The organism is Neisseria brasiliensis (assembly GCF_009671065.1).
Lineage (GTDB): Bacteria > Pseudomonadota > Gammaproteobacteria > Burkholderiales > Neisseriaceae > Neisseria > Neisseria brasiliensis.
In genome coordinates this window covers 52,992-66,152 of the sequence record NZ_CP046027.1, presented here as the reverse complement: position 1 = coordinate 66,152, position 13,161 = coordinate 52,992, and the positions used below count along the sequence as shown (strand labels likewise).

Below are 13,161 nucleotides of genomic sequence, written 5' to 3'. Positions count from 1 at the left end.
TCAGACGGCCTTGTTGACTAATCAAGCAAACCAAATTCACCGGCTTTAAACGCGCGGATTTTTTCCAAGATTCCTTCGCGCGTGTTCATCACAAACGGGCCGTAGCCGACCACCGGCTCATCAATCGGCACACCACCGAATAAGGCCAGCTTCACATCTTCGTCTTGTGCCTGCAAAGTGATTTTGCCGCTTTCGATTTCAAATGTCACCAATTCGGTCGGCTTAACCATGCGCCCATTCACCGACACATTGCCACGCAAGCTTACCAGCATCACGTTGTGATTGGCGGGTAAGTCAAATTCGGCACAGCCTTGGGCGGGCAGGTCAATCGTCCATAAATTGATTTCGCTGAACGTACGCGCCGCGCCTTTTACGCCGTTGAGTTCGCCCGCAATCACGTTCACTTTGGCATCGTCTTGCGGTACCACCGGAATCTTTTCCTTAGGTAAGGCTTGGTATTCGGGGGCAACTTCTTTAAACTCGCGCGGCAGGTTGACCCAAAACTGCAATTCTTCCAGCACACCGCCGCGTTCGCTGAAATCTTTGCTGTGAAATTCTTCGTGCACAATACCGTGGCCGGCGGTCATCCATTGCACATCGCCTTCGCGGATAATGCCGCCGCCGCCCGAGCTGTCGCGGTGTGCCACTTCGCCTTGCAGCGCGACGGTGACGGTTTCAAAACCGGCATGCGGATGGCTGCCCACGCCGCGCGGTGCACCGAAGTTGGGAGAAAATTCGGTGGGCACGCCGTAATCGAGCATAAGAAACGGGCTGGTCTGTTTGCTGACTTCGTCCATGTGGGAAAACAGCGGCGACACGTGAAAACCATCGCCCACCCAATGTTTCGGCGGCGCTTGGTAGATTTGTCGAATGGTGCGCATGGTGTTCCTTGGTTTTATTTAAATGATAAAGTGATTATAAGGGCTATTTTAAAGAAAACAATCCGGTTATACGAAACGATTGCTTTCTTTAAAAGAAACAAAAGGCCCTCTGAAACCAATTGTTTCAGACGGCCTTAAATAAATATTTGGATTATTTCACCCAAGTCACCAATTCATCGAGCGGACGGCGGAATTTGTGGGTAATCTCTTTGGCGCGGTAGCCAAATGTACACGCCACGGAAACGCCCCATTCTTCGGGATCAAACAGGCCTTCTTCAACCAAAATACGGTTGACTTCCTTATAATCCAAGCCTTCTACCAGACAAGAATCAATGCCGATTAAGGCCGCGCCGGTCATCATATTGGCCAAGGCGATGTAGGTTTGTTTGCCGGTCCAGTCAAACAGGGCGCGTTCGCTGCCGTAGATTTCAATGTCGTGTTTTTGGAAATTTTCATAAATGGCCACGCTTTTGGCCATTTGCTCATCGGTCAGGCCGCGTTTTTCCAAACCGGCGCGCAGGAAATCGGAATCATAAGTGGCGTTTTTCTTCGCCAAATACACCACCAAATGGCTGCATGCATCCAATTGTCGCGCCATGCCCCAGCTGAAGGGCTTGAGTTTTTCACGCAATTCGGGGTTTTGAATCACCAGAAATTTCCACGGTTCAGAGCCGACCGAGCTTGGCGACAAACGAGCAAGCTTCAACAGATAATTAAAATCTTCATCGCTGATTTTGCGCTCGGGATCGTAATAGCGGCAGGCGGAGCGGAAGGTGAAAGCGTCTAATACTTGTTCTTTAGTGATACCAAACATATTGATTCCTTTACGGGTTTGGAAGTTGAGAAAATTGTTTTCATATTATAGACCTATCTAGGCCGTCTGAAAAAGCATCTCAAAAAGATTGTTGTGTAAAGTTCAGACGGCCTCAAGCTGCTGCCCGACAAATTCCACAAACGCCCGCACAATGCTGGAAGGATAGCGGTGCGCCGCGTAAATCATCGAAATGTCGTAGCGCGGGAAATCCACATCAGCCAAAACTTCCACCAAACCATGCTGCGCGATCAACCGATTGGCCGAATAATCCGCCAAATGGCATACCGCTTTGCCCACGATGGCCATATATTCCAAGGCTGAGCTTTCATTGCAGGCAAACACATAAGGCACAAAATGCACCTGTTTGCCCACCATCACTTTAAGCGTGTTTTCGCCATTGCGCGCCCAACCGGCTACGGGCAAAGCGGCCAATTCGGTCAAATTTTGCGGTGTACCGAATTTGGCCAATAAATCTGGGTGCGCCACCCACTTGGCGCCGACTGACAATACTTTTTTGGCAATAAAATTGTCGCCGTGCAATTCGCCCATGCGGAAAGCCACGTCAATGCCGTCTGCCGTCATATCCAGCACGCGGTCAGTCATGGTGCAATGCACTTGAATCAACGGAAACTGCGCTTGAAATGCCGCGATCCAAGCCAGCACCGGCGTGCAATCGGGTGGGGCGGAAATGCGCAATAAACCTTTCAGACGGCCTTGTTCGGCAAACAAGACTTGCTCGGCGTTAACCAAATTATCCATGCTGACATACACCTGCTCATACAGCCGTTGCCCCGCCATGGTCGGCTTCACGCCTGATTTGAAGCGGTCAAACAATTGGATATTCAGTGATTTTTCTAGCTCGCTGATTTGGCGGCTGATGGTGGCAATTGGTACGCCTAATTTTTCTGAGGTTTTCGACAAGCTGCCGTCTTGCACAACGGCAACGAATAAACGTAGGGCATTGAGATTCATAAAATTTCCGTTTATGGAAGGTAGGTTTCCATTTTAGTGGCTTCTTATTTTGTTTTCAACAAAATAAACTGAACGCCATTGCATTGTTCAATCAAGAGAACGCCATGTTAGATTTTGAAACCACCGTCAAAACCCGTCAGTCTATCCGTAAATTTTTGCCGACCGAGATGACCGAAGCGGAAATCAAACAAATTCTTGCTGATGCGCAAAATGCGCCATCTGCCTGCAATACCCAGCCTTGGTTGGTGCATATTGCTTCGGGCGAAACCTTGCAGCGCTTGCATAAAATCATCGGCGAGCGATTCCGCGAGGGCAAATTCAGCCCGGATTTTGAGTTTGATCAAAGCAAATTTACCGGCATTTATGAGCCACGCTGGCGTAATCAATATGCGCACGTGTTCACGACCAGCTTCGGTGTGCCGCGTGAAGACAAAGCCGGCCGCCAGCCGGTGATCGAGCAAAACATCACCGGCTACGGCGCGGCGCACATGGCGTTTTTGTTTATGCCGAGCGTGGATAATCATGATGTCAACATCGCTGCCGACATGGGCATGTATTCGCAAACCTTTTTACTGTCGCTGACCGCGCGTGGCTTTGGCGGCATTCCGATGTTGTTTTTAGGTTTGTTTGCCGATGATATCCGCCGTGAATTGGGCGTATCCGATGAATATAAATTGCTGCACGGCATTGCCTTCGGTTATCCGGATTGGGAAGCGCAACAAAACAAAACCCATTTAGGCCGCGTGCCGATTGAAGAGAGCGCAGTATTGCATTGGTAAGCGTTAGGCAGGCCGTCTGAAACGTTCAGACGGCCTTTATCATGGTCGCTATGGTTATCTTTAGAAAATTAAATTTTGAACAATATAATGATGTGATAGAATTGTCTTTATTTCATCTAGATAACTGCCATGTACGAGCAACTCAAGCTTTCAAACCAATTGTGTTTTCCGCTTTATGCCTTATCCAAAGAAATCACCCGCCGCTATACGCCTTTTCTGCAAGCGCTGGATTTGACCTATCCGCAATATCTGGTCATGCTGGTGTTGTGGGAACACGGCGAACAAAGCGTGGGCGAGTTGGGCGAAAAGCTGCATCTCGACAGCGGCACACTCACGCCACTGCTCAAACGTTTGCAAGCCAAAGAATTGGTCGAGCGCACGCGCAGCATTGAAGACGAACGCAGCGTCATCATTCGCCTGACCAACAGCGGCAGAGCCTTAGAGCATCAAGCAGTAGAGATTCCCGGAAAAATGGGCACATGCCTGAATTTATCGGCTGACGAAATTGCATTGTTGCGCAAAATTGCGACGCAATCTGTGTAACCATCGAAATCAACTATCTAATCATGGCAAACCATGATTTTGGTTTTATTATTAAATTGTAAAAAATATAATTTTACAAAATTATTAAATTGGCACTCAATCAACGTAGCACAGAGGTATTTATGACTGATTTATTCACCCCTTACCCCTTAAACAACGGCGTAACCATCAAAAACCGATTAGTAGTCGCGCCGATGACGCATTTTGCATCCAATTCTGACGGCACATTGGGCGAGCAGGAAGAGCGATTTGTCGGCAACCGCGCCGGCGACATCGGCATGTTTATCACTGCCGCAACCTTGGTGGCGAAAAACGGCAAAGCGTTTGCCGGCCAGCCTGAAGCCATTGACGAACGTCATCTGGCAGGCTTGAAACAGCTTGCGCAAACCTTGCAAAATCAAGGTGCCAAAGCGATTTTGCAAATTCATCACGGCGGTAAAGAAGCAGTCAAAGACTTGCTCGACGGCCAAGCATTGATTGCGCCGTCCGACCATGAGCCAAGCGGTGCCAAAGCAGCGACGGAAGATGAAGTTTTATCGTTGATTCAAGCATTTGCCAATGCCACAGAATTGGCTATTTTGGCCGGATTTGACGGCGTGGAAATTCATGGTGCCAACGGCTATTTGATTCAGCAGTTTTTCTCGGGCGAATTCAATAAACGCGACGATGCTTGGGGAGGCAGCCTTGAAAAACGCTTAAAATTCCCATTGGCGGTGGTCAATGCCGTGGTAAATGTGCGTGAAAAAAATCAAAAGCCCGACTTCATCATCGGCTACCGTTTTTCACCGGAAGAGCCGGGCGAACACGGCTTGACCATGGCGGATACCTTCGCCCTGATTGATGCATTGTGCAACAAGCCCTTGCAATATCTGCATATTTCACTGTGGGAATTCAGCAAAAAAGCCCGCCGTGGCGCAGACACCAATCTCACCCGCATGGAGCTGGTTCACCGCCAAATCGCCGGCCGCCTACCTTTAATCGGCGTGGGCAACTTGCTCAGCGGCCAGCAAATCCGTGAAGCCTATGCCACAGGTTTTGCCGAATTTATCGCCTTGGGTAAAGCCGTGATGATGAATCCAAATATTGGCACGCTGCTGAAAAACGGCCAAGATGATCAAATTGTCAGCACGCTTGACCCGCAAAAAGCCGACCATTACGGCATCCCAGATATGCTGTGGGGCTTCTGCCAGCAAGGCGGCCAATGGCTGCCGCCTGTTCAAGGACAAGATTGGCAACCGGTGGATTTATAAATAGATTTTTGAATTCAATGTTTAAATAAAAGGCCCTTACATTCGCATTTCAAGTGCAACGCTCAAATGCCATTGGCAAGGGCTGCTGAAAACAGATCACCCGGTGTCTCATAGTCCAATGTCTTTCTCGGTCGGCGGTTAAGGGCCTCCTCAACCGCTTTAATCTTTTTAGCCCCCAGTTTCCTAAAATCCGTCCCCTTTGGGAAGTATTGTCTGATCAGCTCGTTGGTATTCTCCACCAAGCCTTTTTCCCAAGAATGGTATGGACGGCAGAAGTAAGTTTCCGCACCCAGGGCTTTGGCAAAGGTTTTATGTCGGTAAAACTCTTTACCGTTATCCAAAGTAATCGTTTGAATGATATCTTTAAACGGCTTCAATGCCCGAATCACTACCCGGGCTACATCTTCTGCTTTGAAATTGCTGATTTTGCGGATAACGACAAATTTGGTTTTTCTTTCAACAGCAACCACCAGTCCGCTTTTTTGGTCTTTACCGACAATGGTGTCCATCTCGAAATCGCCGACCCGCTCTTTTTGATCGACAATGGCAGGTCTGTGTTCAATGTCGGTTCTGTCCGGTACGCTGCCTTTTGTCCATGCACCGCTGCCGTATTTTCTGCGGTAGGGTTTGGAAACGATACGCAGATGGGTGTACAGGTCGCCGCCGTTTTGACGGTCTTTGGCGAGATAGCGGTAAAGGGTGCTGTGGTGCAGTTTGATGTGTTGATGTTTCAGCAGGTAGCCGCAGACTTGTTCGGGGCTGTATTTTTGGGTAATCAGTTTGTTAACAGTCTGTTTGACGGCAGTAGTCAGTTTGGTTGGCTTTTTGTTTTTCTTTTTAACTTCGCTTTGCTGTTGTGCTTTTCGGTAACAGTAGGTTCCGTTGACGGAATGCCGTCTGATTTCCCGACTGACGGTGGCGGGATGACAACCGATGTTCTGTGCGATTTGGTTTAGGGGTAGGTTGCGGTAATGTCTGGAAATGTAGTATCTTTGGTGTGAGGTCAGTTGTGTGTAGGCCATATTGCAATCTTTCTTGTCAGGAAAGGCAGTATACTACCGCATACCGGCCTTTTCTGTTATTGGAAATTGCACTTGTTAGGCGAATGTAAGGGCCTTTAAAAGTCAGCAAACATAAAACGCCGTCATTCCCGCGTAGGCGGGAATCCATTTTTGAGTATGGCAAATTATTGAATAAAATAGGTTTCCTGAATTCTGAGATAGATTCCCGCCTGCACGGGAATGACGGCAGTTTGGGTTTTATTGATGATTCATCAGTCTTGCAAAGGTCTCAGGCCGCGTTTTAATTCGGCTTAATCTGCCAAATTTCTTCTACACTTTGTTTCAACAGTTGCAAATCGGGGTTGTCTTCATATTCGCTGGCGTAAATAAAATGCATCGGCATGGTTTGGCGGTATTCTTCCAACACCGACAGCGGACGGCCATCGCGAATAGCGGCATCGGCTTTGTTGCTCGGCACCATCGCCACACCTATGCCGTTAATCACCAAATCCAAAATGGCTTGTGGATAATCACATAAGATTTGGCGCTTTGGCGACAGGCGGTTGGCGCGCCAGAATTGTTGCAGGTGCTTGCTGCTGCCGGATACGCCCGACATTTCGATCCAAGTGTAATTTTCCAGGCTTTTCGGGTTGGCGCGAATGGCGGCTTCTTCGCCTTGCGGGCAAATCAGCGAGTAAGACAGGTTTTGCAGAAACAGGCTGCAAATGCCGCGCTGGTTGATGTTGCCCAAGAAAAAGCCGCCGTGCAGCGTTTTATTTTGAATGCGTGAGAGAATTTCGCCGCTCATGCCGTATTGGATGTGCAGGCGGGTATTGGGTGCGTTTTGGTTGATGAGGGCGGTCAGGTTGGCGAGTTTGGTGGAATCAATCGGGTGGATGATGCCGAGCTGGGTTTCTTCGGTGAAATCTTGCGCCAATGTTTTGGCAAATTGCTCGAGCTTGTGCTTGTGTTGCAGCAGGGCTTCGGCTTCAGGCAGGAACACTTCACCGGCGCGAGTAAGCGTCATGCCGTTACTGGTACGGTTGAAAAGCGGGGTGCCTAAATCATTTTCAATGGCTTTGATTTGGGCAGAAACGGCAGGTTGCGAGAGAAAAAGACGTTCGGCCGCTTGGGTCAGGTTGCCTTGATGCGCGACGGTCACAAAGGATTTTAATTGGTTGATGTCCATTTTTCGGCTTGATTTTGTTTTCTTATAATCGATTTTTAACATAATTTTGCCTTTTCTGAAAGTCAAAACAGGCTATCAAATCAAGGCTTTCAGTAAACATCATCAATAAATCGGATAGCAGCTATCAGAAAATAAGATTTGTTTCATTGTTCAGACGGCCTTTTAATAGGCAGCGGTTTGCTGTTGGAGGAGAATGAAATACGGCAAACCGTGACACACGAATTTATAAAAAAAATAGGAAGTAAATAATGGACACGCAAGAAAAAAGCTATGCCGAGCTGCATCAACCGAGCTCGGCCTTCGAATCGCGCGATGCGTATTTGAACCATGAATTGCAAATCATGCAGCCTAAGCGCTGGCGGCCGAATCTGCCGTTTCGCGATTACCGCTTTGAGTGGGAGGACATGATTCCGGCGATTGCGGCGACCATCGGTAAAGTGGTGATGGTGGGTGCAGTGGCCGCGGCTTTCGCAGGCCCTTTGGGTTTGCCGGAAGATTTCATTTTGGAAAACGTGCGCTATGAATTGTTGATTGCGGCGGCGTTTATTTTGATTTTGTCGGGCTTTTTGCTGCCCGGTGCCAACTTACCCGGCACCCACGGCCCTTTGATTCCACTGATTCCGATTGTGGTGGCGGCAGGTGGTCATCCCTTGGCTTTCGGTATTTCGATTGCAATATTGGGCTTGCTGATGGCGATATTCAAAGGCGGCTCGCTGATGGCCAAGCTCACGAGTAACGGTGTGTGCGGCGGTTTACTTCTGTATCTCGGTTTTATCGGCACCACGGGGCAGGTGAAAAAGCTCTTTGATTGGGCGGGCACCTTTGGCAAACCGCATATTGCCTTTATCGTGATTATGGGCACGATTCTGATGTATGCCTTGTTGGAGCATTGGAAAAAACGCTGGCTGGCGGTGCCGCTCGGTTGCGTGTTGGCCGGTTTTACAGCATTTATCTTGGGCGCGCCGTTTGCTTTTGAAACCGAACCGGGTTTGCCACCAATGAGTCCTGCTTACTGGTGGGGTGAAAACAGCGGCTGGATGCTGGGCTTGCCGGACATGAACAGCTTCTTGGTGGTGTTCCCGTTTGCTGTGTTGGCGGTGGCGATGTGGTCACCGGATTTTCTGGGGCACCAAGTGTTCCAAAAACTGAGCTATCCTGAAAAAACCGAAAGAATGCACATGAACATCGACGACACGATGGTGAGCTGCTCGATGCGCCAAGCAGTCGGCTCGGTATTGGGTGGTGCCAACTTCACTTCATCGTGGGGCACTTATATTGTTCCTGCTTCGATTGCCAAGCGTCCGATTCCGGCTGGTGCGATTTTGACCGCGTTTTTGTGTATCATCACTGCCTTGTGGGGCTACCCGATGGACTTGGCGATTTGGCAGCCGGTGTTGAGCGTGGCTTTGGTGGTGGGTGTGTATGTGCCGCTGCTGGAAGCGGGCATGGAAATGACGCGTAAGGGTAAAACCACGCAATCTGCTGCGATTGTGGTGTTCTCTTCGGCGCTGGTGAATCCGGTGTTTGGCTGGTCGCTGACCATGCTGCTGGATAATTTAGGTTTAATCGGCGACAAGAAACGCAGTATCGAATTGGGCTTTGCCGGTCGTGTGCTGGTGCCGGTGATTGGTTTTACCGTGTTGTGTTTGGCAATGGGTGCTGTGGGCATGCTGCCGGGCATTCCGGCCTTCCTGCCACAGTTTAGAACGTAAAAACCATCCATAAAAAATGCCGTCTGAACATTCTTCAGACGGCATTTTTTATGGTTGAAACCACATCACAAATGCTGCTTGAGGAAATTTAAAACGCGGCGGTTGTTGGCATCGTTATGAAATTCCGGTGCCATGTGGCCTAAACCTTCAATCAACACCCATTCGCTTGGAACATTCACGCTTTGCAAGGCCAAATGCATTTTCAGCGACTGGGTGTGAGGCACGGCGCAATCTCTGTCGCCGTGGAACAACAGCGCCGGCGGCATATTTGCATGCACTTGATGAATCGGGCTGGCGGCATCGGTCGCGCGATTGAAAGCGGCGCTGTCAACCGCTTCACCGACCAATACGCCTTCACGCGTGTTTTCAGACGGCGTGGCTTTGTTGTTACTACAATTTTTGGCCATGTGTTCCATTTTCATATTGCGCAAATCGGATACGCCGTAAAAGCTAACCAATGCGCGGATTTTGTCACGGCCATGCGCAGCGGCGGCAAGCTGCGCCAAATGTGCGCCTGCGGAATCGCCTATCACTGCAATGCGCTTGGTGTTAAAGCCGTATTGTTTGGCGTGGCGGCTTAAATAATCTATGGCTTGGTTAATATCTTGCGTTTGCGCTGGGAAATGTGCTTCACCGCTTAAACGGTAATTGACCGACGCCACGGCATAGCCTTCGTTGAGCAAGGCTTTAATCAAACGATGCACACCGGTTTTGGCTTGGAAGGCGGCAAAATCTTTATCCCCCCACTTTCCAGCCGCCGCCGTGAATATACACAATCAGCGGCGCATTTTTTGTGTGCTTGCTTGGCAGATAAATATCCAGCACATGAGCTTTACCGCTGCTGCTGCCTTGCACATAGGCAATATCGGCATAAGCAGGGCGGTTGGCTTCGGCGGCATCAAACGATACGGCTGCGGTTGCCATTAAAGGCAGGGCGCATAAGGCGGCAAAAAGTTGAGTCAGTTTCATGATGTTTCTCCTTTATTTTTCAGACGGTCTTTTAGCAAATAAGTTTACTTGTTCAAAGTGCCAAACCAGCCTTGGCGCTGGTGTTCAGCCAATTGATGATGGATATATTGCCATAATTCGGGGAACACCGACTCAATCGGCTGACGAATGCGCTTGACCACTTGCTCGTAGCTGACACCGTTTTCAACCCAGCTTTGGCCGTTGCTCGCCAGATTGAGCAAGGGCGGCATGGCGCGGTCGAGTGCATTGGCAAATTGGGCGGTTACGGTTTGATTGTGTTCGAATTCCAGCCATAAATCCAGAAATTCCTGCTCGGTTGCGGCATGGTTGAGCAAACCGAATATGCGTTTTACCGCCGCCAATTCTTTTTCTTTTTCCGCCTGCCAATCGATATTGGCGTAGATGATGGTGTCGCCAATGTCGATTTCACCGATGTCGTGGAGCAGTAGCATTTTAATGGCGCGGTTAATATCGACTTCAGGTCGGGCAAAGCGTTGCATGGCCAGAGCCAATAAAGCGATTTGCCAACTGTGCTCGGCGGCATTTTCATTACGGTTCTGGCCGACGGGCTTGTTGGCGCGGATGACGTTTTTGAGTTTATCGACTTCTAAAATAAACTGAATAATGTGTTGCATGGTATTTCCGATAGAGCAAGGCCGTCTGAAAAATATTTTTCAGACGGCCTTTGATTGGCTTAAAAGTTAAGCGACTTGGGTTTGGTGTTCGTCGCCGTTGCGCTCGCGGATTTCGCCCAAGCGGTAAACGGTTTCACCTTGTTCGCGCAAGAAGGCGGCCACTGCTTCGGCATCTTCTGTGGCGATAATCACGACCATGCCGATGCCGCAGTTGAAGGTGCGGTACATTTCCTGCTGCTCGACATTACCGGCTTGTTGCAGCCATTGGAACAATTTCGGCAACTCCCATGCTTTGGCATCGATTTGGGCAACGGTGTTTTCCGGCAAAACGCGTGGTACGTTTTCAGTAATGCCGCCGCCAGTGATGTGCGCCATGCCTTTAATGGTGAATTGTTGCAAAGCGGCCAAAATTGGTTTCACATACAGACGGGTTGGGGCGATGATGGCTTCGCGCAGGGTTTTGCCGTTGTCGAACTCGGCATCCAAATCGGGATTATCACGCTCGATGATTTTGCGTACCAATGAATAGCCGTTGGAATGTGCACCATTCGATGCCAAGCCCAACACCACGTCACCGGCCACAATCGAGTGGCCGTTAATCACGCGGTCTTTTTCGACCACGCCAACCGCAAAACCGGCCAAGTCGTATTCGCCTTCCGGATACATGCCCGGCATTTCGGCGGTTTCGCCGCCAATCAATGCGCAGCCGGATTCTTCGCAACCTTGGGCGATGCCTTTGATTACGTCGGTGGCGCGCGCCACATCGAGTTTACCGCAGGCAAAATAATCCAAGAAAAACAGCGGCTCGGCACCTTGCACCAAAATATCGTTCACGCTCATGGCCACCAAGTCGATGCCCACGGTGTCGTGTTTGTCCCAATCGAAAGCCAATTTCAGCTTGGTGCCGACACCGTCGGTACCACTGACCAAAACCGGATTTTGGTATTTTTTGCTGATTTCAACCAATGCGCCGAAGCCGCCCAAATCACCCAGCACTTCAGGGCGCATGGTTCGTTTGGCAAAGGGTTTGATGTTTTCAACCAGTTGGTCGCCTGCGTCGATATCGACACCGGCATCACGGTAGCTTAATGAAGTACTCATGCGGGTAATTCCTCGTATAAGGGATGGGACGAAATAATTGCGCGCTATTTTACCTTATTTTGCGCAATTTGGCGTGATTATGTCGGCAAATTTTTGCTGATTTTGTAAACAATCAGCAAGTGGCTTTTGTTCAAAGCGTTTCTTTATTCTGCATTCAGACGGCCTCTGCTATACTTTAAGCCGTCTGAATGTTTATGAACGGTTTAACCCATGTATCAAAAGAAACCGCGCGGCCATAAGCCGTGGATTATCATGACCGTGGTGTTGGTCTTGCTGGTGTGGTTGCTTTATGCGCTCGGCAATATTCTGACGCCGTTTATTGTGGCGGCGGTGTTGGCTTATGTGCTCAATCCGATGGTGGAATGGCTGCAGCGCAAGCGTTTTAAGCGCGGTATCGCTTCCATGATTGTGATGATTTTTGCATTGGCTGTGCTACTCGCCTTGCTGCTGATTATTGTGCCAATGTTAATCGGTCAGTTTAATAATTTAATCGGTCGCTTACCGCAGATTGTTGATTTTCTGCAAAACACATTGTTGCCGTGGGCAGAGCGGGTTGGTGGTGATTTTATCGACTTTGATACCGAATCACTGATTGCTTGGGTGCAGTCAAATACGGGCGAATTGAGCAATACGCTTAAATCGGTGATGCCCACTTTAATGAAGCAAAGCAGTAATGTGGTAATCGGTTTGACCAATTTAATGCTGCTGCCGTTTTTGCTGTATTACTTTCTGCTCGACTGGAAGCGCTGGTCTTACGGCATCAGCGCCCTAGTGCCACGCCGATTCATCGACAGCTATACACGCATCACCAATAATATGGATCGCGTGCTCGGCGAATTTTTACGCGGTCAGTTGATGGTGATGCTGATTATGGGCTTGGTGTATGGCATTGGCTTGATGTTGGTTGGTTTGGACTCAGGTTTTGCCATTGGTATGATTGCCGGTATTTTGGTGTTTGTGCCTTATCTGGGTGCGTTTACCGGCCTGCTGCTGGCGACGATTGCGGCGGTGTTGCAGTTCGGTTCGTGGCCGGGCTTGCTGATGGTGTGGGGCGTGTTTGCTGTGGGGCAATTCTTAGAAAGCTTCTTCATTACGCCGCAAATCGTTGGCGACCGCATTGGCTTGTCGCCATTCTGGGTGATTTTCTCATTGATGGCATTTGGCCAATTAATGGGGTTTGTTGGCATGTTAATCGGCTTGCCGTTGGCCGCGATTACGCTGGTGTTGGTGCGTGAAGGCGTGACCAATTATTTCGACAGCCATTTTTACAAACATAAATAAATACGAGTTGATCAGGCCGTCTGAAACGTTCAGA

At 49.4% G+C, this 13,161-nt stretch carries 14 protein-coding genes; 5 read left to right on the top strand and 9 right to left on the bottom strand.

Going from position 1 to position 13,161, the window contains the following annotated elements; translation table 11 throughout:
• Positions 1-17 precede the first annotated feature (17 nt).
• From GJV52_RS00370 to GJV52_RS00360, 3 genes are all read right to left on the bottom strand, one after another.
• Positions 18-881 (bottom strand): pirin family protein, encoded by an 864-nt coding sequence (locus GJV52_RS00370; protein ID WP_100564313.1) that lies wholly within the window; start codon positions 879-881, stop codon positions 18-20.
• Positions 882-1,032: 151 nt separating this feature from the next.
• Positions 1,033-1,695, bottom strand: a complete 663-nt coding sequence (locus tag GJV52_RS00365) for an NAD(P)H-dependent oxidoreductase (protein ID WP_100564315.1) — start codon at positions 1,693-1,695, stop codon at positions 1,033-1,035.
• A gap of 102 nt (positions 1,696-1,797) precedes the next feature.
• On the bottom strand, positions 1,798-2,667 hold the full coding sequence (locus GJV52_RS00360; protein WP_095502600.1) for a LysR family transcriptional regulator: 870 nt from the start codon (positions 2,665-2,667) through the stop codon (positions 1,798-1,800).
• A 104-nt stretch (positions 2,668-2,771) separates the two neighbouring features.
• Between GJV52_RS00360 and GJV52_RS00355 the strand changes: the two genes are divergently transcribed.
• From GJV52_RS00355 to GJV52_RS00345, 3 genes are all read left to right on the top strand, one after another.
• Positions 2,772-3,446, top strand: a complete 675-nt coding sequence (locus GJV52_RS00355) for a nitroreductase (RefSeq protein WP_095502599.1) — start codon at positions 2,772-2,774, stop codon at positions 3,444-3,446.
• 129 nt (positions 3,447-3,575) lie between these two features.
• On the top strand, positions 3,576-3,989 hold the full coding sequence (locus GJV52_RS00350; RefSeq protein ID WP_095502598.1) for a MarR family winged helix-turn-helix transcriptional regulator: 414 nt from the start codon (positions 3,576-3,578) through the stop codon (positions 3,987-3,989).
• A 122-nt stretch (positions 3,990-4,111) separates the two neighbouring features.
• Complete coding sequence (locus tag GJV52_RS00345) at positions 4,112-5,239, top strand: NADH-dependent flavin oxidoreductase (RefSeq protein ID WP_095502597.1); 1,128 nt, start codon at positions 4,112-4,114, stop codon at positions 5,237-5,239.
• 62 nt (positions 5,240-5,301) lie between these two features.
• Here the strand turns inward: GJV52_RS00345 and GJV52_RS00340 are convergent, their stop codons facing one another.
• A complete protein-coding gene (locus GJV52_RS00340) occupies positions 5,302-6,261 on the bottom strand; it encodes an IS30 family transposase (RefSeq protein ID WP_154212828.1) in 960 nt (319 codons plus the stop codon).
• Positions 6,262-6,541: 280 nt separating this feature from the next.
• Positions 6,542-7,429 (bottom strand): LysR family transcriptional regulator, encoded by an 888-nt coding sequence (locus tag GJV52_RS00335; protein ID WP_095503212.1) that lies wholly within the window; start codon positions 7,427-7,429, stop codon positions 6,542-6,544.
• Between the two features lie 248 nt (positions 7,430-7,677).
• On the opposite strand from GJV52_RS00335, the gene GJV52_RS00330 reads away from it, so the two are divergent.
• Entirely contained in the window at positions 7,678-9,141 is a 1,464-nt protein-coding gene (locus GJV52_RS00330) for a DUF3360 family protein (RefSeq protein ID WP_095503202.1), read from the top strand.
• A 65-nt stretch (positions 9,142-9,206) separates the two neighbouring features.
• Here GJV52_RS00330 and GJV52_RS00325 read toward each other — a convergent pair whose 3' ends face one another.
• From GJV52_RS00325 to purM, 4 genes are all read right to left on the bottom strand, one after another.
• Positions 9,207-9,917, bottom strand: a complete 711-nt coding sequence (locus GJV52_RS00325) for an alpha/beta hydrolase (RefSeq protein WP_095503201.1) — start codon at positions 9,915-9,917, stop codon at positions 9,207-9,209.
• Complete coding sequence (locus GJV52_RS00320) at positions 9,877-10,110, bottom strand: hypothetical protein (RefSeq protein WP_095503200.1); 234 nt, start codon at positions 10,108-10,110, stop codon at positions 9,877-9,879. The genes GJV52_RS00325 and GJV52_RS00320 overlap by 41 nt, the downstream gene beginning before the upstream one ends.
• 44 nt (positions 10,111-10,154) lie before the next feature.
• Entirely contained in the window at positions 10,155-10,745 is a 591-nt protein-coding gene (locus GJV52_RS00315; protein WP_095503199.1) for an HD domain-containing protein, read from the bottom strand.
• 66 nt (positions 10,746-10,811) lie between these two features.
• The gene (gene purM / locus GJV52_RS00310) at positions 10,812-11,846 is read right to left on the bottom strand and encodes a phosphoribosylformylglycinamidine cyclo-ligase (RefSeq protein WP_100563355.1); all 1,035 of its coding nucleotides are present in this window, start codon (positions 11,844-11,846) and stop codon (positions 10,812-10,814) included.
• A 210-nt stretch (positions 11,847-12,056) separates the two neighbouring features.
• Between purM and GJV52_RS00305 the strand changes: the two genes are divergently transcribed.
• Positions 12,057-13,127, top strand: a complete 1,071-nt coding sequence (locus GJV52_RS00305; RefSeq protein ID WP_095503197.1) for an AI-2E family transporter — start codon at positions 12,057-12,059, stop codon at positions 13,125-13,127.
• Positions 13,128-13,161: the final 34 nt, after the last annotated feature.